At 33.4% G+C, this 25,458-nt stretch carries 24 protein-coding genes; 18 read left to right on the top strand and 6 right to left on the bottom strand.

All coding sequences use genetic code 11. The features are described from left to right. Positions 1 to 41 precede the first annotated feature (41 nt). The 13 genes from C1S72_RS03725 to C1S72_RS03665 all read left to right on the top strand — a co-directional run bounded on the left by C1S72_RS03725 (position 42) and on the right by C1S72_RS03665 (position 14,214). A complete protein-coding gene (locus C1S72_RS03725; RefSeq protein WP_162919919.1) occupies positions 42 to 863 on the top strand; it encodes an FkbM family methyltransferase in 822 nt (273 codons plus the stop codon). A gap of 47 nt (positions 864 to 910) precedes the next feature. Next, complete coding sequence (locus C1S72_RS03720) at positions 911 to 2,185, top strand: glycosyltransferase family 2 protein (protein ID WP_230401574.1); 1,275 nt, start codon at positions 911 to 913, stop codon at positions 2,183 to 2,185. Between the two features lie 260 nt (positions 2,186 to 2,445). After that, complete coding sequence (locus tag C1S72_RS03715; protein ID WP_104734317.1) at positions 2,446 to 3,558, top strand: glycosyltransferase family 4 protein; 1,113 nt, start codon at positions 2,446 to 2,448, stop codon at positions 3,556 to 3,558. Next, complete coding sequence (locus tag C1S72_RS03710) at positions 3,548 to 4,345, top strand: sulfotransferase family protein (RefSeq protein WP_104734316.1); 798 nt, start codon at positions 3,548 to 3,550, stop codon at positions 4,343 to 4,345. The genes C1S72_RS03715 and C1S72_RS03710 overlap by 11 nt, the downstream gene beginning before the upstream one ends. Continuing rightward, complete coding sequence (locus tag C1S72_RS03705) at positions 4,342 to 5,466, top strand: glycosyltransferase (protein ID WP_104734315.1); 1,125 nt, start codon at positions 4,342 to 4,344, stop codon at positions 5,464 to 5,466. The genes C1S72_RS03710 and C1S72_RS03705 overlap by 4 nt, the downstream gene beginning before the upstream one ends. 83 nt (positions 5,467 to 5,549) lie before the next feature. Further along, a complete protein-coding gene (locus C1S72_RS03700; protein ID WP_104734314.1) occupies positions 5,550 to 7,157 on the top strand; it encodes a hypothetical protein in 1,608 nt (535 codons plus the stop codon). Beyond that, the gene (locus tag C1S72_RS03695; RefSeq protein ID WP_104734313.1) at positions 7,154 to 8,227 is read left to right on the top strand and encodes a peptidoglycan bridge formation glycyltransferase FemA/FemB family protein; all 1,074 of its coding nucleotides are present in this window, start codon (positions 7,154 to 7,156) and stop codon (positions 8,225 to 8,227) included. The genes C1S72_RS03700 and C1S72_RS03695 overlap by 4 nt, the downstream gene beginning before the upstream one ends. Continuing rightward, positions 8,227 to 8,700: a hypothetical protein gene (locus C1S72_RS03690; RefSeq protein WP_104734312.1), complete on the top strand. Its 474-nt coding sequence runs from the start codon at positions 8,227 to 8,229 to the stop codon at positions 8,698 to 8,700. Before C1S72_RS03695 ends, C1S72_RS03690 begins: the two co-directional genes overlap by 1 nt. 5 nt (positions 8,701 to 8,705) lie before the next feature. Beyond that, the gene (locus C1S72_RS03685) at positions 8,706 to 9,401 is read left to right on the top strand and encodes a TylF/MycF/NovP-related O-methyltransferase (protein WP_104734311.1); all 696 of its coding nucleotides are present in this window, start codon (positions 8,706 to 8,708) and stop codon (positions 9,399 to 9,401) included. A 177-nt stretch (positions 9,402 to 9,578) separates the two neighbouring features. Next, the gene (locus tag C1S72_RS03680; protein WP_162919917.1) at positions 9,579 to 10,319 is read left to right on the top strand and encodes a transglutaminase domain-containing protein; all 741 of its coding nucleotides are present in this window, start codon (positions 9,579 to 9,581) and stop codon (positions 10,317 to 10,319) included. Positions 10,320 to 10,409: 90 nt separating this feature from the next. Next, positions 10,410 to 11,768 (top strand): O-antigen ligase family protein, encoded by a 1,359-nt coding sequence (locus C1S72_RS03675; RefSeq protein ID WP_230401573.1) that lies wholly within the window; start codon positions 10,410 to 10,412, stop codon positions 11,766 to 11,768. After that, a complete protein-coding gene (locus C1S72_RS03670) occupies positions 11,728 to 12,744 on the top strand; it encodes a glycosyltransferase family 4 protein (RefSeq protein WP_104734309.1) in 1,017 nt (338 codons plus the stop codon). The genes C1S72_RS03675 and C1S72_RS03670 overlap by 41 nt, the downstream gene beginning before the upstream one ends. A 78-nt stretch (positions 12,745 to 12,822) precedes the next feature. Further along, entirely contained in the window at positions 12,823 to 14,214 is a 1,392-nt protein-coding gene (locus tag C1S72_RS03665; protein WP_104734308.1) for a sugar transferase, read from the top strand. A 33-nt stretch (positions 14,215 to 14,247) separates the two neighbouring features. Here C1S72_RS03665 and C1S72_RS03660 read toward each other — a convergent pair whose 3' ends face one another. Continuing rightward, positions 14,248 to 15,417: a lipoprotein N-acyltransferase Lnb domain-containing protein gene (locus C1S72_RS03660; protein WP_104734307.1), complete on the bottom strand. Its 1,170-nt coding sequence runs from the start codon at positions 15,415 to 15,417 to the stop codon at positions 14,248 to 14,250. Positions 15,418 to 15,428: 11 nt separating this feature from the next. After that, on the bottom strand, positions 15,429 to 16,499 hold the full coding sequence (locus tag C1S72_RS03655) for a putative type IX sorting system protein PorV2 (protein ID WP_104734306.1): 1,071 nt from the start codon (positions 16,497 to 16,499) through the stop codon (positions 15,429 to 15,431). A gap of 129 nt (positions 16,500 to 16,628) precedes the next feature. On the opposite strand from C1S72_RS03655, the gene C1S72_RS03650 reads away from it, so the two are divergent. After that, positions 16,629 to 17,378 (top strand): CDP-alcohol phosphatidyltransferase family protein, encoded by a 750-nt coding sequence (locus C1S72_RS03650; RefSeq protein WP_104734305.1) that lies wholly within the window; start codon positions 16,629 to 16,631, stop codon positions 17,376 to 17,378. A 29-nt stretch (positions 17,379 to 17,407) separates the two neighbouring features. Then, positions 17,408 to 18,286, top strand: coding sequence for a DUF808 domain-containing protein (locus C1S72_RS03645; RefSeq protein WP_104734304.1), 879 nt, complete (start codon positions 17,408 to 17,410; stop codon positions 18,284 to 18,286). Here the strand turns inward: C1S72_RS03645 and lptB are convergent, their stop codons facing one another. From lptB to C1S72_RS03625, 4 genes are all read right to left on the bottom strand, one after another. Next, the gene (gene lptB, locus C1S72_RS03640; RefSeq protein ID WP_104734303.1) at positions 18,287 to 19,027 is read right to left on the bottom strand and encodes an LPS export ABC transporter ATP-binding protein; all 741 of its coding nucleotides are present in this window, start codon (positions 19,025 to 19,027) and stop codon (positions 18,287 to 18,289) included. 72 nt (positions 19,028 to 19,099) lie between these two features. Continuing rightward, positions 19,100 to 19,447 carry a carboxymuconolactone decarboxylase family protein gene (locus C1S72_RS03635; protein WP_104734302.1) on the bottom strand — a complete coding sequence of 116 codons (348 nt, stop codon included), beginning with the start codon at positions 19,445 to 19,447 and terminating at the stop codon, positions 19,100 to 19,102. After that, positions 19,440 to 20,264, bottom strand: coding sequence for a twin-arginine translocase subunit TatC (gene tatC / locus C1S72_RS03630; RefSeq protein WP_104734301.1), 825 nt, complete (start codon positions 20,262 to 20,264; stop codon positions 19,440 to 19,442). The genes C1S72_RS03635 and tatC overlap by 8 nt, the downstream gene beginning before the upstream one ends. Next, positions 20,264 to 21,229 (bottom strand): KpsF/GutQ family sugar-phosphate isomerase, encoded by a 966-nt coding sequence (locus C1S72_RS03625; RefSeq protein ID WP_230401572.1) that lies wholly within the window; start codon positions 21,227 to 21,229, stop codon positions 20,264 to 20,266. Before C1S72_RS03625 ends, tatC begins: the two co-directional genes overlap by 1 nt. A 201-nt stretch (positions 21,230 to 21,430) precedes the next feature. Between C1S72_RS03625 and recQ the strand changes: the two genes are divergently transcribed. The 3 genes from recQ to C1S72_RS03610 all read left to right on the top strand — a co-directional run bounded on the left by recQ (position 21,431) and on the right by C1S72_RS03610 (position 25,454). Beyond that, the gene (gene recQ / locus C1S72_RS03620; RefSeq protein ID WP_104734300.1) at positions 21,431 to 23,629 is read left to right on the top strand and encodes a DNA helicase RecQ; all 2,199 of its coding nucleotides are present in this window, start codon (positions 21,431 to 21,433) and stop codon (positions 23,627 to 23,629) included. 81 nt (positions 23,630 to 23,710) lie between these two features. After that, positions 23,711 to 24,643: a peptidylprolyl isomerase gene (locus tag C1S72_RS03615; protein ID WP_104734299.1), complete on the top strand. Its 933-nt coding sequence runs from the start codon at positions 23,711 to 23,713 to the stop codon at positions 24,641 to 24,643. A gap of 112 nt (positions 24,644 to 24,755) precedes the next feature. After that, positions 24,756 to 25,454 (top strand): tetratricopeptide repeat protein, encoded by a 699-nt coding sequence (locus C1S72_RS03610; protein WP_104735774.1) that lies wholly within the window; start codon positions 24,756 to 24,758, stop codon positions 25,452 to 25,454. Positions 25,455 to 25,458 lie beyond the last annotated feature (4 nt).

Raw genomic sequence — 25,458 nt, 5'->3', positions numbered from 1 at the left:
ACTGTAAGATAAAAAAAACAACCAACAGGATGCAAATAAAAATGATACTAAAGGCGCTATCTTATAAAATAGGTAATAACAAAGAAAAAATAGATACTATAAAACTATGTGGGGTACCCTTGCAAGTTTTGGCGGGAACTATTAGACAGCAAGTAGATCAAGATGATGCCTGGTGGTTTTATTTGGCAAAACATCACCAAGTCATTTTTGATATTGGCTGTAATGTGGGCTATACGGCTTTACTGGCGTTAATTCAAGATCCGCAAAAACAGTTGGTTTTGGTTGATCCAAACCCGAATGCTCTACAAAAAGCAGCTCAAAATATTATCATGAATGGGGTTGGAAATCACGTGAATTACGTGTCGGCCTTTGTTGGTAACTCTGTGGATGATACTATTAAGTTTTATACCATAGGTTCTGGTGCAGCAGGCAGTATGCATGCTTCGCATGCCCAAACAGCTTCAGCGCTTGGCGCTTCTATGGATGTGAAAACCCTGACTTTAGATTATTTGTATGATGATTATAAACCAGTTCCCGATTTAGTTAAGATTGATGTTGAAGGTGCGGAGACACTGGTGATGGAAGCTTCTAAAAAACTAGCCAAAGAAACACAATGTACTTTTTTTATCGAAATGCACAATGTTGAACATTTAGGTATGGAAGCGGCAGGCCAGCTGATGTTAGACTGGTGTAAAGAGATGGACTACAATGCCTGGTATCTTAAAACAGGTGAGGCATTAATTAATGCCGTTACCATTAAGAATCGTGGCAAATGCCACTTGTTATTACTGCCTAAAAACAAATCCTATCCTCATTATTTAAAAGGGATACCACAAAATGCACCCCTGCCAAACACCATTTGATGCCGTTTTTATTTCTTAAATACTTACAGCCCACGCATTATTTTCGATTGCATACGAAAACTGGACGAACCGTTTTTCCTAGAATTGATTTGTTGCCTGACAGGATATTGCATCATTTAAAACGAGATAGTAACTATCAATCTGAACGAGCGCAAGAGTATGATTTATCTTGGCAAGCCATACAACTTGGTTATATTGGAGATGCCGATGGGTATGAACATTTTGAAGCCATATCGGTTTATGATAATTATAGGTTTGCACGGCGTTATTTTCATAGTGCATGGGTTTTATATGTTTTATGCATCCGTTTAGTATCCTTAAAAAACCCCATTAAAGAATTAAGTGCTTGGTTTAATACACGTGAGGTTCAGCGGTTTCTGGAATTTTCACCAATAAAGTATTCAGAATGGCCAACATTCCATTCTATTTTAATGGATAGGAATCCAAAAGTTAGTATTATTATTCCTACGTTAAATCGCTATGACCACTTAAAACATATTTTAAGAGATTTTGAGAATCAGGATTATGCGAATTTTGAAGTATTGGTAATTGATCAATCTGATGCTTATGACCCTGATTTTTATTCCAAATTCAAATTGGATATCCAACTGATTCGTCAGGAGGAAAAAGCGCTCTGGTTAGCACGGAATACAGGCATTAAAAGATCCAAGGGAGACATTATCGGATTATCAGAAGATGATGTGCGCATTAATACCAATTGGATTTCATCACATTTAAAATGTCTAGATTTCTTTAATGCGCAGATTTCGGCAGGTGTTTTTTATCCAGATGGTCAAAAGATTCCTAAAGAGCGCTCTTTTTTTGCTATTGGGTCGCAATTTGCTACGGGCAATGCTATACTATACCGTGATGTTTTTAAAACAGTAGGACTATTTGATAGGCAGTTTGAAAAACAGCGTATGGGTGATGGGGAATTTGGAATGCGCTTGTATTTGGCTGATTTAAAAAGCATTTCAAACCCAGAAGCCTCTTGTATAGATGTTAAAGCGGGAACAGGTGGTTTGCGAGACATGGGAAGTTGGGATGCTTTTAGACCAGCATCTGTTTTTGCTCCAAGACCCATTCCTAGCGTTTTATACTATTTTAGGAAATACTTTGGCAATAAGGCGGCACGCTGGGCTTTATTGCGCACCATTCCAACATCTATTTTACCCTATCAGTTTAAGAAAAATAAACCCATGTTACTAATTGGAGTATTCTTAAGTATCTTGCTTCTGCCCTTGGTGGTTTTTCAGGTAATTAAGAGTTGGAGGTTGGCTGGAAAGAAACTGGAAGAAGGGGCGATGATTGAGGAGTTGTGAGTGAATCGTGAAAAGTTAAAAGGCATAAGAGTTTTATTGAAATTGAAGTGCAAAAAATTAAGAATAAAGAAATAGATTATAGAAGATAAATCGTCTTCGACAGGCTCAGACTGAAAATGGTTTAACTAGGTCACATTGAGCTCGTAGAAGTGTGAACCATCAAAGCAGTATAGTATGGACTATCGAACTCAAATAAATTAAGAAACATTTGCCCATCCAAAGCTTAAGCGAAGGCAAGGGACAATCAACAACCGACAACCTTGAATAACAAGCAAATCCTCATAGTCACTTCTGAATTCCCACCTTTACCTGGAGGGATAGGTAATCATGCCTATCATTTGGCATTGTTTTTATCAAAGCATTCTTATAGTGTTGAAGTCTTGGCAGATCAACGATCATATGATTTAAAAAATGACCTTGAGTTTGACCAGAAAGTTTCCTTTGTTGTGAAACGAATAAAGCTTCGTAATCAGCGTATTTTTATGTATTTTGATAGAGTGATTAAAACATATAATTCTATAAAACGAAGTGATTTGGTTATTGCAACAGGAAAATTTTCTTTATGGAATGTTGCGTGGTGTACCCTGTTTTTGAAACGTCCGAGTTTGGCTGTTATTCATGGTACTGAAGTGAATTTTAAATCCTTTGGTTTAAGGACTACCGTTAATTGGGCTCTTAAGCGATTTACGGAGGTTATTGCGGTCTCAAATTATACCAAGAAACTCGTGTCTCATTTAAATTTAAAAGTGACTGTGATTCCAAATGGAATCAATACAGTGGTATGGAATAAAGACCATTTGGAATGCCAGGAATTAAAGGGTTACCCCGTACTTACCACAATAGGGCGTGTGAGTAGTCGTAAAGGGCAGTTAGAAGTAATCAAACGTTTGCCAAAACTAATTTATGATTTTCCAGAAATTCATTACCATTGCATTGGAATTCCCACCGAGGCTGAAGATTTTATGGTTATAGCTAGGTCTTTAGGTGTTGAATCATACGTTACCTTTCATGGTGCTGTTAATGATAAGTACCTGAAATCTGCTTTAGTGACCACAGATATATTTGTCATGTTGAGTACTGAAAGTATAACTGGAGATGTTGAAGGTTTTGGAATCGCTATTTTAGAGGCCAATGCTTTAGGTGTTCCAGCCATTGGTTCAAAGGGTTGTGGTATTGAAGATGCTATTGCAGATGGTATTACAGGCTATTTGATTAACAGTGATGATATAACCTCATTTAAACAGGCAATACATGCTATTTTAGCCAAACATGAAAGGTTTTCAAAAGAAGCGATAACCTGGGCAAAAAACCATAGCTGGGAATGTATTGTAAAAGACTATATAGAAATAATAGCTCAATATCATGAAAATTAAAAATGCCATAATAGTTCATGGACCTGGAAGGAGTGGCACTACCTTGTTAAGTAGTATTCTGTCTTTACATGAGGATTTGGGATGGATTTCGGGTTATATTAATAAGTATCCAAATATTTTGGAATTGGCATACCTCAATAGTTTACAGAATAATAGGGCCTTTGAAAAGTTTAGCAGAAATAAACGTAGAGTTCCAAGGCCTTCTGAAGCTTATGGCTTTTGGACGCATTATATACCAGGTTTTAATTCTGAAATGCTATTAAATCCAGATGAAAAGGCAATTACTGAAACGATTAAGGCAATCAATAAAATTCTAAAAATATCAAACAAAGAACGGTTTATTACTAAATTGACAGGAAACTCAAGATGGCAAACCTTGGATGCTGTTTTTGAATCTCCTACTATATTATGGATTAACCGAAATCCAGAAGCCGTCATCATGTCTTATTACAAGAATAAATGGGGTTATAAGGATAATCTTGAAGCATTTCAATTAAAATCAAAAAAAGAACTTATTAAAGGCTATTCTGAACGATACAGCCAATACATCAATGAACGAAAAGAACTGGAGCGTTTTAATTTTTTTGAGTTACAATATGAGGATTTAGTAAAAGACAAGGTAACTTTCTTTAAAGATATTTGTGATAAAACTGGGCTTCATTATTCACTACGTTTTCAATCAATAATTACAAGTTGGCATATTAAAACTGAAACCAATAAAGCTTATTTAGAAGCTTTGAATGAGGAGGAAGTTTTATATTTAAAATCTTTAGTAAGAGACCTGTGAAGCTGATTATTATTTCTCATACAGAACATTTTATTAAATCTGATGGTACATTAGTCGGGCTAGGCTCAACGGTAACAGAGATTAATCATCTTTTGGATATTTTTGATACCATTACTCATGTGGCTATGCTACATAAAGGTGAACCACCATCAAATGCTCTACCTTATAGTTCTGAAAGGATAAAGTTTGTGGCACTGCCAGCAGTTGGGGGGCAATCACTAGCTGATAAGTTAAGGATTTTAAATAACAGTCTCAAAATAATTAAGATTGTAAAAGCAGAACTTAAAAAAGGTGATTGTTTTCAATTTAGGGCACCTACGGGAATAGGTGTATTTATAATTCCTTATGTAATACTATTTCAAGATAAAATAGGCTGGTTTAAATATGCGGGTAATTGGAAACAGAAAAATCCGCCACTAGCGTCTCGTTTTCAAAGATGGCTTTTAAAGAATCAACAAAGATCTGTAACTATTAATGGTTTGTGGCATGACCAACCTAAACAATGCTTGTCATTTGAAAATCCATGTTTGACCGATGTTGAGGTTTCACAAGGCGAGACTGTTATAGCTAATAAGCATTTTGACAAGAATGATATTCATTTATGTTTTGTCGGACGCTTGGAAGATGCTAAAGGTTTAAGTATTTTAATTGAGGGCATCAATTTGCTCAATGAAGTCGAAAAAAGGCAATTAAAGACTATTCATATAATAGGAGATGGTCCTTTAAAAGATTACTATATACAACAGTCTCAAAAAACGGGAGTCCAATTTAAATTTTATGGACTGCTAGCACGGTCTGAAGTCCATGATATCTACAAGCAATCGCATGCTATTGTATTGCCTTCGGCCTCCGAAGGATTCCCAAAGGTGATTGCAGAAGCTATGAATTATGGTTGCTTACCTATAGTATCCAATGTTTCAGCCATCAGCCTTTATGTGTTACACAAACAGAATGGCTATCTATTAAATAGTATTGATTCAAAAGGAGTACATCAGGCCTTAAAGCAGTTTTTACAATTAACACCTCAAGCTTATTTACAAATCATAAGCTCTCAAAAAAATGAAATGAAGCGATTTACATATAATTACTACAACAAACGTATAGTAAACGACATTCTTTAATATTAATTTAATACTTATAAAAATTCTCGTATTTTGCCTAAAATTTTAAGAGGTAATGGATACCTTTGATTATAAGAATTTACATGGTTCAATCAATTAATCTTATTAGTGGTAAAGACAAACAAGTATGTTCGTTTAGAAAGGAACATGTCCACAAAATAACGATTGATACACTTGTAATTGACGAAAAGCCCCTGACGCTACAAATTATATTTGATACTAATATCAAACATATTAGAAATCACGATTATACTTGGGTTGAAGTAAAAAAGACACATGCTGTAAATTGGCATTCCCCAAAAATTATTAAACTTGAAAATGGTCAGATAATACAGGCAAATCAACAAACTGGGATTTGGGAAATTGATAAAGCACAAAGTCACATTCTATTGTGGCATTTTAATCCAAGATACTCAAAACCGCTAGCCCAATATGATTCTAATAATTCCAAACGCATAGTTGATGCAAATTCAGGCGTTTCAGAACAAGCTACTTTAGCCTTGTTATTGGTGAAAGACTATGCTATGGAATTAAGCCGATCTAAAATTCCGTTCTCGGCCATTACCTGCTTTACCGATCACTGTGATTTTGATACTTTGAATAATTTAATACAGCAACGTGAATTCTTTAAAAAACACCACATCAAACTCACAAAGGGTTTCTTTTTGACTCACTATTCTAAACACTCCGAAACGGCGAGTTTTAATCAACATATAGAGGAATATAAAAAGTGGTTGGAAGATGGTCATGAGTTGGCTTATCATGCCTTATCACAGTCTATCAAACCTTTGTCAGATAGTTTACAGGATTTTCAAAACTTTAATCCTCCTCTAAAGTCTATTAAAACCTATATAGATCATGGGTTCCAGCCCTACAACCTGTCTCAGTATTATAATTATGAGCAAATTAAATCAGATTATGCAAAGAAACTAAAGGAAGCCGGTATTTATACCTTATGGAATTACGTCGATTCCGGAACTGCCGTACGAGGTGTTATTAATCAACTAAATCCAAACCAATTCACATTAAGAACATTTACCAAGGGTCTTGAGAATCTGGGTTGGAAAACGGAAGTTTCCATGTTTATTAAAAATACCATATTCCATTATTTCAATAACGATTATAGTTTACGATTATATCGGTATGTGGCTCGGTACTTAAAAACTTTTAAAAGGAAAAAATCTATAAGTAAGCATTTGTTTTTTCTCGTTAATGGTTTAAAGCTTTTAAGGTTGTTTATTCCCATTGGACTTTTTTGGCGCAATAGAAAAAACAATGTATATCCTTTGGCCAAATATGCACCAGTAATTTTTAATCATGAGTTATCAGGTAAAACGTTTACCGTATTCCAAACCTTGGAGATGATTGATTTTAAGTTAGGGTTGTGCCCGAATAATATAGACCTATTAATAAAAGAGCATGGCTTGTTTATAGCCCATACCTATTTTTCGGCACCAATGAATTACCATCAAGGTAAATTGTTTGGAAAGGTTGGAGAGATTGATGCTCAAGTTGAAAAAAATTTTTCCTATTTGTCTCAAAAGATTAAATCTCAAGCTATTTGGAACCCTACATTAACTGAACTCATAGGCTATTTGAAGCAATTTGAAAGTGTCAAATTTGACTGTGATGCCGAGGGTAATTTAATTGTCTTGAACCAAGACGATTTGATAACTAGAAAAGTAAGATGATAGAATATGTTTTTACCAAGGATAGGAAATGGTTGGATGCCTGGGATTTGTTTGTTGTCAAGAATCCAAAAGGTAGTCATTTAATACTTTCTGATTGGTTACAGTCTTATGCAGCTTATGGTTTTGAATACGAATTAGGTTTGGTTTTAAAACATGGCGAAATTATTGGTGGTTGTGGTGTAGTCATACCTAAATTTTTGTTTTTTAAGTTTTATATTATTCCTCATGGCCCTATTTATAATGGTAATCATGAAGGCTGCTTTGATACACATCTTAGCGAATTGAAAAAGCAGGCCTTAAATAGAGGTTGTTGTTATTTGCAGTTGAGTTTGCCGCTGTCAACTGAAAAATCTGTTGAAAGGCATGTTTATAATTCAAAAAGAATTAACCCTCTAAATCAAGGCTTTGTTTCAGGTAAGTTGTTTAAGTATGTTTACACGACCTACGGCTTAAATTGGATAAATTTTTATGGGATTGATAATGCTGAAACCTTTTTGAAAAAACGGTCAGCCAAAGTAAGACGCAACATCAGAATGCCTTATAACAAAAACGCTAAAGCCACATTTGTAACGGATGAAAAGTCTATAGAAAAAGGATATCAAGTAATTTTAGAAAACGCCAATCAAGGAGGCTATGCGCTTAGATCATTTAAAGAATTTAAAGGTACTATACTAGACTTAATAGCAAAGAAGCAAGCCTATTTTATAATTTGTAAAGTAGATAATGTAATCAAGGCAGCGGCATTTTTTGTTGAAACAAGTGGTTATATAACTAATATTATGGGAGGTGTGTTGCGAGAAAAACCTGATATTAAATTAGGGTATATGTTACAGTATGAAATTATAAAAAAATCGTTTGAGCAAGGTTTTAATGGTTACAATATTTCTATGGGCGGATCTTTGGGAGTTCAAGATTTCAAATCGAAATTTGGTGCGGAAAACATCTTTTATGAAAACCCACATTATCATTTAGTACTTAATGGGTTTAACTTCAATTTATTTAAATTTTTTGATAGTCATTTGAAGCCTTATAAATCAAAAATATCTAAATTGTTATCACATCTTAAATAATGAATAGGTTTTTTAGAAAATTTCGACTAGTTAGTATTGATGTATTTATATACCATATGGTTAAGCATAATGAATTTCAATTACCTAAATTTAAATATACTATTCAGCGTGAGAATATTCATAATAAGACACGTTTTTTTATAAAAGATTTAAATACATTAGTACACGAAAGTTATGTGTTTAAAAAGGTTTTTTTATTAAAGTCAATTCACAAAAATGGACCCGTGATTGGTGATTGCTTTACGAATAAAAAATACAGAGGACAATCCATTTATCCCTATGTAATAAATAGCGTAGCCAAATGGTTATTAGAAAGTACTTGTAATGAAGTATTTGTTGTGGTAAACAAAACAAATGAAAGCTCGATAAAAGGGATTGAAAAAGCTGGGTTTGTTAAATTAGCTTCCATAAAAGCAAAAAGGTGGCTTTGGTTTTATTCAAAGCGAGAGATAAATTATTTTAATAGAAAATAAAATTCATGAAATTAAAACTTACAACAAAATTTAAAATATGGCTTTCCAAATTGCTTCCTAATTCAGAAAAATTACGTTATCTTTTTTGGTTGCCAAAATTACATGATTTCGATAAAAAGTACGGACAACATAGTGCTGTTTTGGTTAGTAGAAATGAACTGTACAAGTATGTTAATTCTATAATTAATAATAAGGCTATTACGTATTGTGAGTTTGGTGTTTTTAAAGGTGCGAGTATTAAGTATTGGTCACGTTTGAATACTGATAAAAATTCTAGATTTATAGGTTTTGATACATTTAGTGGATTACCAGAAAGTTGGGATAATTTTACGGGTGGATTAAAAAAAGGAACATTTGATACTAATGGACAGTTACCACAAATTGCAGACAAACGTGTTTTCTTTAAAAAAGGTTTATTTCAAGATACTTTACCTGATTTTCTATTTAATTATGACCCAAGTAATCTATTAATAATTAATATTGATGCTGATTTATATTCTTCAACGTTGTTTGTTTTGACAAAGGCTCATGACATAATTAAAAAAGATTCCATAATTATATTTGATGAATTTTCAAGTATATTACACGAATTTAGAGCTTTTGAAGATTATTGTAGTGCTTATGGTGTTGATTTTGAGGTTGTAGCTTATACAAAGTCATCGAAAAGTTATTATGCGCATGTTGCCGTAAGAATATTATAGCTATGAAAAACAAAATGTATTAAAAATATTTATTATGATACAAAACCTTGATTTTAGGCATATTAAAAAAAAAGTTACTTTTGGCATTTTAAATTCAATTTCTTCTAAATAATGGTATTTAAAAAATTACTTTGGGCTATTAAACGACATCCATTCCTGTATATAACCAGGTTTAAATTGCTTTCAAAACATTCAAGTGTAGAAGAAATTGAATCATACACTTATAATGAAGTAAATCCCATAGACGAAATACCAGAATACTTTAATGAAATAAATAAACTAATATTTGCAAACGGTAAACCCATAAAAGATTCGGAAATTGTAAAAAAAATGGGGGTTTGGTTAAAAAAACATATAAAGGGCGGTCCTGGTTTGAGTGAGCCATCCGAACAAGCCTTAAAAATCATGATTTCTGGAAAAGGGGGAGTTTGTAGTGATCGGGCTCAAGTTTTTAACAATTTTTGTGTTATAAATAATATCAAAGTTCGTGAATGGGGTTCTACCAGAGGACCATATCACAAAGCTTTTGGAGGACACTCCTTTAATGAAGTGTTTTGTAACGACCTGAATAAATGGGTATTGGTAGATATATCTTATTGTATTATGTTTTATTTTGAAAGTGATACGCCCTTATCGGTTGTTCAACTATATGAAAATTTACGTGAGAATAAGAAAATCACATATAAAGCATTTGAAGATTCCTTTGAAATAAAAGCCGAAAGAATCACTAGAAACTATTTAGAGCCAGATACTATACCCTTTCTAGTCTGTAACTATTCCAATAAAACTTATGATAAATACTTGAGTTTTTTTAGACCATATGTACCGGTTTTTATAATTCACTTTATTATTTATGTTTTTGGTAAAAGTTATCATTATCGCTTTCCACTAGATGATTATCGGAAGATTTATAATTAGAAATCCTCAAGGATTGAATGTAAGAGGATACTTGTTCCTGTAATTTTCACGTAGTAGAGAATTACTTAAAATAAATTATTATAACAACACGTGTTTAAACAGAATATTACCTACATAACTGCTATTGTTTTTCATGCCTGTATTGGGGTGCTTATTTATTTAAATGAAACCCTTGCCAAAATTTACTTTTTTACGGCGTTGTTTTATTTTGTTTATCGCATTATTATGGCAGCTAATCATAGAAAAACACATGAGGTTTTATTGGCTTGTGCTTATTTTGTTGGTGCTGAAGTCTTTTTTAGAACAACTAGAGGTGCTATATCCTATGAAGCAGGAAAGTATCTAGTAATTCTTTTTGTGTTGATGGGTATGTTTTATAAGGGCTTATCGGGTAAAGGTTATCCATACTTTCTTTATTTGATGTTGCTTGTGCCTTCAGTTTTTGTGGCTTCCACAACATTAAGTTTTGATGCCAATTTCAGGACCAATATAGCTTTTGTGTTGAGTGGCCCTGTGTGCCTTGGGCTGGCAGCACTGTTTTGTTATAATAAAAAAGTAAGTTATAATCAGATATCACAAATATTGTTATTTATGGTATTGCCCATCATAGCCCATACAGCCTATGTTTTTTTGTATACACCTAATTTGGAAGATGTTTTATCTAGTGCCGTGTCAAATAGGGAAGCCGCTGGTGGATTTGGAGCTAATCAGGTAGCTGCTGTTTTAGGTTTAGGAATGTTTATCATGGCTATGAGGTTATTTACAAAATCGCCAACCATCCAATTAAAAGTTTTAAATGCCATTATTTTAGGTTTAATTTCTTTTCGTGCTATTTCAACTTTAAGTCGTGGTGGCGTTATTACAGCTATCGCAGCTATTCTGGTATTCCTGTTTTTTTATTACAATCAAGTGAATACTAAAAAAAAGAATGATATTTTGGCTGTATTTGTGTTGTTTTGTATTAGTCTGGTTATTACTTGGATGGTTAGTGCTAACCAAACAGGAGGATTAACTAATTTACGTTATGCCAATAAAGATCATCTAGGTCGTGAAAAGAAAGATTTAACAACAGGCCGTGGAGAGCTGTTCGCTAATGAGATTGAAGGTTTTATAACCAATCCTTTTTTGGGTATTGGATCCAGTCGGGCCAAAGATCAGCGTATAGAAATAGAAGGGCAAGGTGTCACCTCGCACAGTGAGTTTAGTAGAACTTTGGCAGAGCACGGTATTTTCGGTGTTATGATACTCCTTATTTTACTATTTAAACCATTAGATGTCCGTGTAAAAAACAAACGAAATTATTATTTTTTTGCCTTTTTGGCTTTTTGGTTTCTTACTATTAATCATATGTCCATGCGTATAGCTATGCCAGCTTTTGTGTATGCACTCGCTTTATTACATGTAACAAATGATAAACGTTCTATACATAGGAAACAAGTTAAGGCGTAGTTCTTCAAACATTTCTTCCATTCAGGTTTTAGGAAAAGCTCTGGAAAAAGAAAGTTTTGTTTTGACGTATGCTTCCTCTAAATCAAATAAAGTGTTAAGACTTTTGGACATGGTTTTGACTTGTTTAAAGTCATATAGAAAAGTGGATTGCGTTTTGATAGATACCTACAGCACTCAAAATTTTTATTATGCACTAGTAACAAGTCAGTTATGTCGCTTATTGAAGATGCCTTATATACCCATCCTTCATGGTGGAAATCTTGAAAGTCGTTTAAAACATTATCCTCAATTGAGTCGTTTAATTTTTAAATACTCAAAAGTAAATATAGCACCATCTCCTTTTATTAAATCGGTTTTTGAATCTTATGGTTACTTCAATATCGTTTCTATTCCAAATGCATTAGATATTAATAATTATTCTTTTAGAGAATGGCATATTGATACAATCAAACTGTTATGGGTGCGCTCATTCTCTAAAATTTACAATCCAAGCCTAGCAGTCAAGGTTCTCAAACAGCTTACAGATAAAGGCTATAAAGCGGAATTATGTATGGTGGGACCCGATTCTGGTGATGGGAGCTTTCAAGAAACGCAGCAAATAGCTAGAAATCTAGATGTTCCAGTAACTTTTACCGGGAAATTGCCTAAATCAGAATGGATTACGTTAGCTGAAAATTACAATGTATTTATTAATACCACCAATTTTGACAACATGCCTGTCAGTGTTATTGAGGCCATGGCAATTGGTTTACCTGTTGTTTCTACAAATGTTGGTGGTATACCTTATTTAATAAAGCATGAGGAGGATGGGCTACTTGTTCCTGCAAATAATGTCCTAATGACAACAGATTCGATTATAAGGTTAAAACAAGAACCTAACTTAACGAAAACAATTATAAAAAATGCTAGAACAAAGGTTGAGACATATGATTGGAAAATAGTAAAACAAGAATGGTTTAAAGTTTTGAATAGATAGGCTAATCTTTATTTAACCTACATCACTTGTGAAGTTTAATGAACTTATTATCTTTACCCTTAACATTTCATTAACAAGATGGCTAAACAAGATATTCATTTTAATATATCTGAACGTAAAATATTATTACGGATTATGGATATTGTATGTGTTCTTTTGTCATTATACTTTATAAGTAATTCATTTGTATTTGATTATTTTACAATAACAAAAGAAAATTGGACATGGGTGTTTGTACTCATTCTATATATTTCGGTGTTTGGAACTGTGTTTGAACTATACGATTTGCAAAAAGCCAGTAGGTTGGAATCGGTCATGCCAAATATTATTTTAACCGTATCCATTACCGTACTATTCTATTTGTTAACTCCTTTGTTTACACCTTCTTTACCTGAAAACAGGCTGCAAATATTGTATTTCTTTTTAGCTATTTTGCTTGCTTTAGCTATTTGGCGCTTTATTTACATGACGTTTATTACATCACCTCGTTTTTATAAAAAAGTATTGATTGTTGGAGAAACGTCTAATATTGAAACAATTGTTGAAGCTTTTAAGAATTCAGATCCAAATTATAAAATTATTGGTTTTATAAACTGTGAAGAGGAACAGCCAAATAGCCTAAAATATAAAGGTATTGCAGAGTATAAACCAGATGAAATACATAGTGTTATCAAGAATGAAAATATTTCAGAAATAATTGTTGCGAGTTATAATGCAGAGACCATTACGCCTGAAATTTATCATGACTTAATTGTGTTGTTAGAACGTGGTTTCCCAATTAAAGAATATACTCAGGTTTATGAAGACATTACTTATAGGGTTCCTGTTCAGTTTGTGGGAAAGGATTTTTATAAATATTTTCCTTTTAGCCGTAGTAATCAAAACAAATTGTATCTGTTTTTTCACAGACTCTTTGATCTTTTATTTGCTTTAATGGGTGTAACGCTAGGCGTTTTGCTTATTCCAATTATTTTTGTTGGTAACCTATTGGCTAATAGAGGGCCATTATTTTACTATCAAGAGCGAGTAGGAAAAAATGGTGACGTTTTTAATATCATTAAATTTAGATCCATGATTGTGAATGCTGAAAAAGATGGAGCAGTTTGGGCTAGTAAAGACGACCAAAGAATCACTTTGTTTGGTAAATTTTTAAGGCGTTCTAGAATGGATGAAATTCCTCAATTCCTTAATATCTTGAAAGGAGATATGAGTTTAATTGGACCGAGGCCAGAACGCCCTTATTTTGTAAAAGAACTGTCACAAGTCATTCCTTTTTATGAAACAAGGCATATAATTAAACCAGGTTTAACTGGTTGGGCACAGGTAAAGGTACGCTATGGATCGACAGTTGAAGACAGTCTGTTGAAACTTCAATATGATCTTTACTACATTAAGCATAGAAGTTTCTTTTTGGATGCTAATGTTATTATTAAAACTTTCAGCACTATGATCTTTTTTAGAGGACAGTGATTTAGTATTTTGTTGGTAGTGGTTTGTCGGTAGTTAGCGACTATTACTTCTTTGGAAATACTGGATTAGAAATATATACCGAATTATCATAGTCACAAAAAGGGGTATAAGCGCATAAGCAAACACCTGAATGCCGACTACCCAATGGAAGATTAATAAGCACATCATGATTACTAAAAACTTTAGATATTTAATGACCCAAGGTTTTTGTGCTTTCAATTTCCAAATAAGAAGTATGTTAAAAGGAAAAGCCCATAGTAGATTGTAATTTTGAGCTGTCGCTGTATGATCTGTGGCAAACCAAAGTAATAATAGAAAAACACCTATCATTCCTGTAACAAAAAATAAAATTACATCTAGGTATTTGCTGCGTTTTTGGTTTTTATAGTCTTTGTATGTTACAAACAGAATAATGATAGCTATAAGGAAAAACACCATTAAAGGGCTAGTAAGAAAACTATTATGTGTTTTTAAATTCTGTTGCTCGTATAACGTGTTTTCGTTATCAATTAATTGTTTTTTTGAATTACCATGTGTAGCTATTCCAAAAAAGCTATGGATGTATTCTGGCAAAAACATATGCTCTTCAGGAGTAGCTGTCTTGTCGATTACCGATCCTAAAGCAATATCAATGCCTACACTTCCCCAAGAGTTGTAGTCTAAATTATTTTGTATGAGTGTTCTAAATGATTTTTGTTCAAAAGCAACAGGCTCATGAAACTCAATTTTCCCTTTGAGTGTACTCTCTAAAACATCTTTTATTTTAGTAGCACAATTATCGTAAAAGAAATCATAAAGATACTCTCTATTTTCAGGTTTGTAGTTGTTTTTTAAATAGTTGAAAATAGCTTGTTTTTCTTCTGCAGAAATATTGAGAATTTGTTCTTTGATGGTTCTGTCTTGCCATATATAAAAATCTCTGACGTCACGATAGTTACTCTTTCCTATGGAATAATTAAGCTTACCTCTGGCAAAATTTAGGTAAAATCTAGGCTCGTTAAATGGAAAACGGCCATAGTCATAAGCAATGTCTATATTGTTTAAGGGATCTTTTACTCTAAAAATATTATGTCCAAATACATCATTTAACGAGAATCCTGGTCCTATGGTTAACACACTAACTTGAGCATTTGGAGAAAGTGTTTGTGCGGAAATAAATTGAAATACTGAAATACAAAGAATAAAAAGAAATCGAATTTTCATATCAGCATGTTTTACCTAAAAATACTAAAATCCAGTTTTAAAGAAAACACATTGGAATATAATGCAACGCTTTGGTCACCTATATCGGTAAATGCATAATCAACTTGTATGCCTTTGTATTTAAATCCAACACCCATACTTGGTTGAAAGGATAAGGTTTCGTTATTGTCTATTTGTAGTTCATTTTGAAAATTACCCACACCTGCTCGTAAATAAACCATGTCAATATAACCAAATTCTAATCCCAATGATGGCGTGATGCTGGCAAAAGATGTAGAAATAATGTCATTGTTTTCTTCAAATCGTACATTCAAATCTAATTCAGCTAAAAGGGAATAGTCATAGCGAATAATAAATTTTTTAGCTACGCCAATTTGTAATTTAGGGATGGTGATTTCAGAAGTTTCAGGTAATTCTTGATTTTGGCCTTCAACGGCATTTTGAATGGTGGCAAATTGATCTTCATCGATTGCCCAGGCATTAAATGTTGTTGTAATATCTCTTGCCATGATTCCAAACTTCCATTCATTACGCGTTTCGAACTGAATAGCAGCATCCAATCCAAAACCCCAAGATGATGCAAAATCACCAATTATTCTTCTAATGACTTTGGCATTAATGCCATAATTTAAACCGTCCAAAGGTAATTTTCTGGCATATGAAAAAGTCACGCCATAATCAGCTGTTGAAAACAAGCTAATGCGGTCATAATTAATATTGCCTTGGTCATCTATTAACTGGGTGGTATTTAATATGTCATCAACTGCAAAACGAATAATCGAGATACCAATCGAGCTTCTATCATCAATAGGCATTGCAAAACCAATATAATCATAGTTAGCTATATTAGCGAAGTAGCTAGAATGCATCAAGGCTATTTGCTTATCTTCAATATGTACTAATCCAGCAGGATTCCAATAGCCAGAATTGACATCGGCAGAGTGGGCCGTAACTGCATTACTCATACCCAAAGCTGCTGCATCAACACCAATATTCATAAACTCATTGGAATATTTGCGTACAGTTTGACCAAATACTGATACAGATACTATAAATAGTGCTGTGGTTAGTAATGTTTTCAAGTACAATTCTTTTTTTGCAAAGATGCTATAATTTTTCAATATAATAAACTTGAAAAGTCACGACTTATTGCCTGTTTGTTGTTTTAGACGTAAATAGTTTGTTATTTTTACATCCTATATTCTAAACTTATGAAAAAACACATTCCTAACTTGGTTACACTCGCAAATCTGTTTTGCGGTTGCATTGCTGTTATTTTTGTCTTGAATGATAATTATGTTTTGGGAGCTTTATTTGTGTTTTTAGGGATATTCTTTGATTTTTTTGATGGCCTTTTGGCTCGAAAACTTCAAGTTCAAAGTGATTTGGGTATTCAATTGGATTCTTTAGCCGATATGGTTACTAGTGGTCTTGCGCCTGGATTGGTGATGTGTAAATTAATTGGTCTTGCTATTGGCTCTTCTTTTATTGTGAGCCAAGCAGATTGGAATGATACTATGATCTGGTTAGGGTTCAAAATACAACCAATAGTACTAGTTGGTTTATTAGTTACATTAGCTTCTGCTTATAGATTGGCAAAATTTAATATTGATGAAGACCAACAGACCTACTTCAAAGGACTTCCAACACCTGCAAATGCTATCCTTATTCTATCACTACCACTTATTATGGAATTTCAAAACAGTGATGCTATGAATACTATTATTTTAAATAAATGGTTTTTGATTATCGTCACTTTATTGAGTTGCTATTTATTAAATGGGTCATTTAAACTATTTGCTCTAAAATTTAAAACGTGGGATTTTAAAAGTAATGCTATGCGTTATATTTTTATTATACTCTGTATTGTTTTATTGGTTGTGTTGCAGTTTGCCGCAATTCCGTTAATCATATTGACTTACATAGTCTTGTCTTTATTATCCCAAAAATCTATTGTTTAATTTAAAATCAATGTAATTACTCATAATTTATGGCTTCAGGATTTTTTGCTTTACTAGATGATATTGGTGCTCTTATGGATGACGTTGTTGTGATGAGTAAAGTGACTACCAAAAAAACAGCAGGAATTCTTGGTGATGATTTGGCAGTGAACGCCGAGAAAGCCTCTGGATTTATGTCATCAAGAGAATTGCCAGTTTTGTGGGCTATTACTAAAGGTTCTTTTATAAACAAACTCATTATTCTACCGGTTGCGTTTTTATTGAGTGCTTTTTTACCGCCAGCCATAAAAATCATTCTAGTTTTAGGTGGCGTTTATCTTGCTTTTGAAGGTGCCGAAAAAATTTATGAATTTTTTGTCCCACATGCGCATCCAAGTGATGAAAAAAAAGTATCAGCAAGCTTGCCTAAAGAAGCCGTGATTGATATTGAAAAGAAAAAAGTAAAATCGGCGATTGTTACCGATTTTATTTTATCAGTTGAAATTGTCATAATTGCGCTAGGTACTGTTGTAGAAGAGGATTTGTTGTTTCAAATTTTAGTGGTTTCTATTGTCGCCATAATTGCTACGGTTGGTGTTTATGGTATTGTAGCTTTATTGGTAAGAATGGATGATTTTGGATTGTGGTTGGTTAATAAAAATCAAGATAAAAAAGGGTTTCTTTATACACTTGGCAATCTTTTAGTTAAGGCTTTACCTTGGGTAATAAAAAGTCTTTCAATAATTGGAACAATTGCCCTTTTATTGGTTTCTGGAGGCATTTTTATTCATAATATTGACTTTTTACATCATATTTTGGAATCTTGGCCTAGTTTGTTGCGTGATTTTATTGTAGGCTTGGGAGTAGGTTTGGCGACTTTACTTATTTATAAAGGCGTTATGTTTGTGATTAAAAGTTTGAAGAAATAATTAATCCCGAATTTTCTTTTTACGCAATTCAAAATTCTGACCTAGATATACTTTTCTCACCATTTCGTCATTGGCCAATTCTTCAGGTTCACCTGCTTTAAGAATACTGCCTTCAAACATTAAATACGTTCTATCAGTAATAGCAAGCGTTTCCTGTACATTATGGTCTGTTATAAGAATACCAATATTCTTTTTGGTTAATTGGGCTACAATACGTTGAATATCTTCAACTGCAACTGGATCAACTCCAGCAAAGGGCTCATCTAATAAAATAAAATTAGGATCTGTTGCCAAGGCTCTGGCAATTTCAGTACGACGCCTTTCACCACCTGATAATAAATCACCACGATTCTTACGGATATGCCCTAAACTAAACTCGTCAATTAGGGATTCCATTTTAAGATGTTGTTCCTTTTTGCTTAATTTGGTCAATTGGAGCACGCTTAGAATATTGTCTTCAATACTCAATTTTCTGAAAACTGATGCTTCTTGAGCCAAATAACCTATGCCACTCTGGGCACGTTTATACATGGGGTATTTTGTAATGTTTTTGTTTTCTAGATATATGGTTCCGCCATTGGGTTTTATAAGCCCAACAATCATGTAGAAAGACGTTGTTTTTCCAGCACCATTTGGTCCTAGAAGCCCAACTATTTCACCTTGATTAACTTCCAAAGAAACATCTTTAACAACCTTTCGGCCGCTATAAGATTTCATTAAATGTTCTGCTTTTAGTTTCATACAAAATAACTCAAGGCTAAAATAGTAAAATCAAAATGACTATTAGAAATTCTGTTTTAATTTAAATAAAGTTTAACGCTGTGCTTCTAGGGCATCCCAAAATTCATAAGCTCGTCTTAAATGTGGAATAACAATTGTGCCACCAATTAATGTAGCAATACTCAAGGTTTCAACAACCTCTTCTTTTGTTAAGCCTTCCTTGTAGCAACTTTCAAGGTGATACCTAATACAATCATCACATCTTAAAACGGTTGAAGCCACTAAACCTAATAATTCTTTTGTTTTTACATCTAGCGCACCTGCTTGAAAAGCATTGGTGTCTAGATTAAATATTCGCTTGATAATTTTATTATTATCAGCCAATATTTTATCATTCATTTTTGAACGATAATCATTAAATTCTTTTACTATTTCAGACATGTTTTGCGTTCTTTTCTTGTTTTTTTACAACTAATTTAGAAATGTAAATACTCACCTGGTATAATATTAATATTGGTATAGCTACTATAATTTGACTCGTAATATCTGGTGGTGTGATTATGGCCGATAATATTAACACAATCACTAAAGCAAATTTTCGATATTTCTTTAAAATTTGAGGAGTTACCAATCCAATTTTCGTTAAAAAGTAAATAATGATTGGCAATTCAAATATAAAACCAGAAGCCAATGATGATGACCTTACCAATGAAATAAAAGAACTGATGTCAATTTCATTCGATATTTCAGCACTTACCGTGTAAGTCCCTAGAAAGTTTATAGAAAGCGGTGTCACCACATAGTAGCCAAATAAAACGCCCAAAAAAAACAAGAACGATGTGATAATTATAAATCCTCTTGAGTGTTTACGTTCGTTTGGATGAAGTCCAGGGCTGATAAATCGCCAAAATTGATAAATAACATAGGGAAAGGCTATTACCAAGCCTGCATAAATAGAGGTCCAAATATGCGCTGAAAATTGCCCGCCCATGGTACGGTTTTGAATAATGAATGGGAAGGCGTCCAAACAAAACGTCGTGTCTTCAATACCAAAGAACCTAGAAACACTGCAAAGCCACTTATAGGTTGGAAATGACATGTGTTTTGGTCCTAAAATAATGGTGTCAAAAATGAAACTTTTAAATAAGAATGCTACAACGGCAGCAATCATAATACCAAGAGAGGCACGAATTAAATGCCAACGTAAATCCTCAAGATGGTCAAGGAAAGACATCTCATTGATATTCTTTTTAGCCATTATAGAATTCCTTCTTTTATTAAATCATGTAAATGTACCACTCCAGCATATTGCCCGTTTTTTTCAACCAATAATTGAGAGATACCATAAGATTCCATTTCTTCTTTAGCATCTACAGCCATAGCATTGTAATCTATCCGTTTTGGATTAGATCCCATAATATCTTTGGCTTTTAGATTAGAAAAGTCTGAAGAATTATTTAGCATTCGTCTTAAATCACCATCTGTAATAATGCCAACAATTTCACTGTTTTCAACAACAGCAGTCACGCCAAGCATTTTTTCGGAAATTTCAACAATAACATCTTTTATGGTTGCCTCTGAAGTTACAGCCGGTTTTTGATTATTATCAGATAGGTCACTAACGCGCAAGTACAGTTTTTTGCCTAAAGCGCCTCCTGGATGATATTTAGCAAAATCCTTACTTGAGAATCCTCTTAATTCCAAAAGACAAACTGCTAATGCATCTCCCATTACTAATTGAGCGGTTGTACTGGTTGTTGGTGCTAAATTATTAGGGCATGCTTCTTTTTCAACATAAGTGTTTAAAACATAATCGGCATTTTTACCCAAAAATGATTCCGGATTGCCGGTGATAGCAATCATTTTGTTTTTGGCTCGTTTAATTAAAGGAACCAATACTTTAATCTCGGGAGTATTACCACTTTTAGAGATGCAAATAACCACATCATCATCCAAAATAAGCCCTAAATCACCGTGAATCGCATCGGCAGCATGCATAAAAACTGCTGGTGTTCCAGTTGAGTTGAGTGTGGCAACAATTTTAGTTGCAATAATGGCACTTTTGCCAATTCCTGTAATAATTACACGACCTTTGGAGTTATAAATACAAGATACCGAAGCTTCAAAATCTTTATCAATTAAATTGGAAAGATTGGAAATGGATTGACTCTCCATTTCTATTGTTTGCTTGGCTAGTTGAATAATGGAATTTTGATTGTTCAAAATTTATTATTTTTTTGGGTTGATGCTTCTAAAGATTTTGTTATCTTTAAAGTAATTCAAACTAACTGTTAAGGGTTAGTTTTTAAAGCTACAAAGCTAACAAAAAAATAAATGAGAGTTCTCTAAATACACTACATAATTAATTAATAGCATTTTTGTTTTTGGTGTATTGAACGTAAGATAATTAATATTAAGAAGTAGATGTCTGTAATTGAAAAAGACCTGCAAGTTGCACTAAAAAAATATTTTGGATTTAGTACATTTAAAGGGTTACAGGAAGAAGTTGTAAAAACACTATTATCAGGTAAAAATACATTTGTAATTATGCCAACAGGTGGCGGTAAATCATTATGTTACCAATTGCCTGCGCTTATGCAAGAAGGAACAGCCATTATTGTTTCACCACTCATTGCATTAATGAAAAATCAGGTTGATGCTATTCGTGGTGTTTCTGAACATGAAGGTGTTGCTCATGTTTTAAATTCTTCCCTAAACAAAACTGAAATAAAAAAAGTCAAACAAGATATTGTTGATGGTATTACTAAATTACTTTATGTAGCACCAGAATCGCTTACAAAAGATGAAAATGTTGATTTTCTCCGAACGGTCAAAATCTCATTTATGGCTGTAGATGAAGCCCATTGTATTAGTGAATGGGGACACGATTTTAGACCTGAATATCGAAATTTAAAACACATTATTGGACGAATAGGAGATGATATTCCCATTATAGGTCTCACCGCAACAGCTACGCCGAAAGTACAGGAGGACATTCTTAAAAATCTAGGAATGACTGATGCTGTTACCTTTAAAGCATCTTTTAATAGACCAAATTTATTTTATGAGGTGCGTCCAAAAACCAAAAATGTTGATGCCGATATTATTCGCTTTGTAAAGCAAAATGAAGGTAAATCTGGAATTGTATACTGTTTAAGCAGAAAACGGGTGGAGGAGTTAGCTCAAACCCTTCAAGTGAATGGTATAAAAGCAGTACCATATCATGCTGGTTTAGATGCAAAAACTAGAGCTTCCCATCAAGATATGTTTCTTATGGAAGATGTAGATGTGGTTGTAGCCACTATAGCTTTTGGTATGGGAATAGATAAACCTGATGTTCGTTTTGTAATTCACCATGATATTCCTAAAAGTATTGAAAGTTATTATCAAGAAACTGGAAGAGCAGGGCGTGATGGCGGTGAAGGACATTGTCTGGCATTTTACAATTACAAGGATATTGAAAAGTTAGAAAAATTTATGTCTGGTAAGCCTGTTGCCGAACAAGAAATAGGTCAGGCTCTGCTTCAAGAGGTTGTAGCTTATGCTGAAACATCTATTTCGAGACGTAAGTTTATATTGCATTATTTTGGCGAAGAGTTTGACAATGAAACTGGCGAAGGTGGTGATATGGATGACAATATGCGAAATCCTAAAAAGCAACATGAAGCCAAAGAAAATGTGACTATTTTGCTCAATACTGTTCAAAAAACCAATGAAAAATACAAATCAAAAGATTTGGTGAATGTTTTAATAGGAAAAGCAAATGCGCTTATAAAATCTCACAAGACTGATGAGCAACCGTTTTTTGGAAAGGGAAAGGCAGAAACAGATAAATACTGGATGGCTTTAATTCGCCAAGTGTTGGTTGCTGGGTATTTGAAGAAGGATATAGAAACTTATGGTGTCATTAAAATAACAGATGATGGTGAAAAATTCCTGAAAAATCCAGACAGTTTTATGATGACTGAAGATCATGTTTTTGATAGTGAAAATGATGACTCTATTATAACAGCTACAAAAGGAGGTGGTGTTGCCGATGAAGCACTTATGGCGATGCTGAAAGATTTGCGTAAGCGTAATGCCAAAAAACTTGGTGTGCCACCATTTGTTATTTTTCAAGATCCTTCTTTAGAAGATATGGCTTTAAAATACCCAATAACACTAGATGAATTAAGTAATGTGCATGGTGTTGGTGATGGCAAGGCCAAAAAATATGGTAAAGATTTTGTTGACTTAATAGCACGATACGTTGAAGATAACAATATTGAGCGTCCTGATGACTTAATTGTAAAATCAACAGGCACCAATTCGGCATTAAAGCTTTATATTATTCAAAATATCGATAGAAAACTACCTCTAGATGATATAGCATCAGCTAAGGGTATGGAGATGGCAGATTTTATAAAAGAAATGGAAGCCATAGTATATTCTGGTACTAAACTGAATATTGATTATTGGATTCAAGACTTGCTTGATGAAGATCAACAAGAAGAAATTCATGATTATTTTATGGAATCTGAAACAGATAAAATAGATGATGCCATTGACGAGTTTGATGGTGATTATGATGATGAAGAATTGCGCTTATATCGGATTAAATTTATAAGTGAAGTTGCTAATTAGTCTTTTATAAAATCTTCTGCTTGCTAGTTTCTAACTTCAAAGATGATTCCTTATCTTTGCACCTCATTAAAAATTAATAAGATGCAAGACGGTTTATATGCAAAGTTTCATACTTCAAAAGGTGATATTTTAATCAATTTAGAATTCAAAAAAACGCCAGGTACGGTTGGTAATTTTGTTGCTTTAGCAGAAGGGAATTTAGAAAATTCTGCAAAAAAGCAAGGAAATCCTTACTACGATGGCTTACAATTTCATCGTGTTATTCCAGATTTCATGATTCAAGGCGGATGTCCTCAAGGAACTGGAACAGGTAATCCAGGCTATCAATTTGATGATGAATTTCATCCCGATTTAAAACATGATGGACCAGGTGTTTTGTCTATGGCAAATGCAGGACCAGGAACCAATGGTAGTCAGTTTTTTATCACACATGTTGCAACGCCTTGGTTAGATGGTAATCATACTGTTTTTGGTAAAGTAAAAGAAGGTCAGGATGTTGTTGATGCTATAGCACAAGGTGATGCCATAGAATCTTTAGAAATCATCAGAGTAGGAGAAGAGGCTGAAAAATTTAACGCTGTTGAAGCTTTCAGAACCTTTGAAGGTGCTAGAGAAAAACGTGTTGCAGCTGAAAAGGAAGCTCGTGAAGCGGAACTTGATAAATTGGCTTCAGGATTTGAAAAAACAGATAGTGGTTTACGTTTCCAAATTCTTCAAAAAGGAACTGGTGAGAAAGCTGAAAAAGGACAAACTGTTTCTGTACATTATAAAGGTCAATTAGCCGATGGAACCGTGTTTGATTCGTCGTATAAGCGTAATCAGCCTTTAGAATTTCCAGTTGGTGTTGGTCAAGTAATTCCAGGTTGGGATGAAGGTATTTGCTTACTTAACGTAGGTGATAAGGCACGTTTAGTTATTCCGAGTGATTTAGGATATGGTAGTCGTGGTGCAGGTGGTGTAATTCCACCAGATGCAACATTGATATTTGATGTTGAATTAATGGCTATTAAATAATACCATAAGAACGTTATTTATCACGTAACAAAATTCATAAAAAATCGTCTCATTTATAATGAGACTTTTTTTTGCTTATATTTTAGGCGATAACCAATCAATCAAAATACCAATGAAATCAAAATTATTACCATTCGTTTTACTATTCACAGTAATTACAATCAGTTGTTCAAAAAATCTCAACTATTCACCCGAACATATTGAAAAAACGTCTGGACGCTATTTGTTTAATCCTGACGAGCTTATTGAAGTATATTATGAAAACAATAAGTTATATGTGAAATGGCGAGGTGCAGAAAAAATTGAACCGGTTGTTTTGGACGAAAACACCTTTTTTATGGTGGATATGTATCAAAAATTGCGTTTTGTCCAGCACCCAGAAACTAAAGAACAGTATTTAGGTATTGTATCAGAAGGTGATGATTCTAAATTCACGTATGACTATTTAAAAGTACCAGATTCATTTAAAACACCAAGTATGCATTTAAAAGCCAATAATTTTGATGCAGCATTAGCAGGCTTTTTAGAAATAAAGGAACAAGATTCAACTAGTGTATTTATTGAAGAACGGGAATTTAATAGTTATGGCTATGAATTATTGCGCAAAAAAGAAAACGAGCACGCCATTGCAGTTTTTAAAATGAATGTTGCTTTATATCCAGAAAGCGATAACGTGTATGATAGTTTAGCAGATGCCTATTTGCGAACAGGCGATAGCTTGAATGCATATGAAAACTACAAAAAGGCATTGGAGCTCAATTCAGGGAATCCACGTGCTAAACAATTTGTTAAAGCATTTGAAAAGGAGTAGGTGT

This window comes from Hanstruepera ponticola (assembly GCF_002940745.1).
Classification (GTDB): Bacteria; Bacteroidota; Bacteroidia; order Flavobacteriales; family Flavobacteriaceae; genus Hanstruepera; species Hanstruepera ponticola.
Note: the sequence above shows the minus strand (reverse complement) of the source record. Positions and strands in the feature narration are given on the sequence as shown.

What these genes read in the sequence shown, in the direction of transcription:
- C1S72_RS03725 (WP_162919919.1), top strand. Translation starts at nt 42, where the DNA reads ATGATACTAAAGGCGCTATCTTATAAAATAGGTAATAACAAAGAAAAA.
- C1S72_RS03710 (WP_104734316.1), top strand. Translation starts at nt 3,548, where the DNA reads ATGAAAATTAAAAATGCCATAATAGTTCATGGACCTGGAAGGAGTGGC.
- C1S72_RS03700 (WP_104734314.1), top strand. Translation starts at nt 5,550, where the DNA reads ATGGTTCAATCAATTAATCTTATTAGTGGTAAAGACAAACAAGTATGT.
- C1S72_RS03695 (WP_104734313.1), top strand. Translation starts at nt 7,154, where the DNA reads ATGATAGAATATGTTTTTACCAAGGATAGGAAATGGTTGGATGCCTGG.
- C1S72_RS03690 (WP_104734312.1), top strand. Translation starts at nt 8,227, where the DNA reads ATGAATAGGTTTTTTAGAAAATTTCGACTAGTTAGTATTGATGTATTT.
- C1S72_RS03685 (WP_104734311.1), top strand. Translation starts at nt 8,706, where the DNA reads ATGAAATTAAAACTTACAACAAAATTTAAAATATGGCTTTCCAAATTG.
- C1S72_RS03670 (WP_104734309.1), top strand. Translation starts at nt 11,728, where the DNA reads ATGATAAACGTTCTATACATAGGAAACAAGTTAAGGCGTAGTTCTTCA.
- C1S72_RS03665 (WP_104734308.1), top strand. Translation starts at nt 12,823, where the DNA reads ATGGCTAAACAAGATATTCATTTTAATATATCTGAACGTAAAATATTA.
- C1S72_RS03660 (WP_104734307.1), bottom strand. Translation starts at nt 15,417, where the DNA reads ATGAAAATTCGATTTCTTTTTATTCTTTGTATTTCAGTATTTCAATTT.
- C1S72_RS03650 (WP_104734305.1), top strand. Translation starts at nt 16,629, where the DNA reads ATGAAAAAACACATTCCTAACTTGGTTACACTCGCAAATCTGTTTTGC.
- C1S72_RS03645 (WP_104734304.1), top strand. Translation starts at nt 17,408, where the DNA reads ATGGCTTCAGGATTTTTTGCTTTACTAGATGATATTGGTGCTCTTATG.
- lptB (WP_104734303.1), bottom strand. Translation starts at nt 19,027, where the DNA reads ATGAAACTAAAAGCAGAACATTTAATGAAATCTTATAGCGGCCGAAAG.
- C1S72_RS03635 (WP_104734302.1), bottom strand. Translation starts at nt 19,447, where the DNA reads ATGTCTGAAATAGTAAAAGAATTTAATGATTATCGTTCAAAAATGAAT.
- tatC (WP_104734301.1), bottom strand. Translation starts at nt 20,264, where the DNA reads ATGGCTAAAAAGAATATCAATGAGATGTCTTTCCTTGACCATCTTGAG.
- recQ (WP_104734300.1), top strand. Translation starts at nt 21,431, where the DNA reads ATGTCTGTAATTGAAAAAGACCTGCAAGTTGCACTAAAAAAATATTTT.
- C1S72_RS03615 (WP_104734299.1), top strand. Translation starts at nt 23,711, where the DNA reads ATGCAAGACGGTTTATATGCAAAGTTTCATACTTCAAAAGGTGATATT.
- C1S72_RS03610 (WP_104735774.1), top strand. Translation starts at nt 24,756, where the DNA reads ATGAAATCAAAATTATTACCATTCGTTTTACTATTCACAGTAATTACA.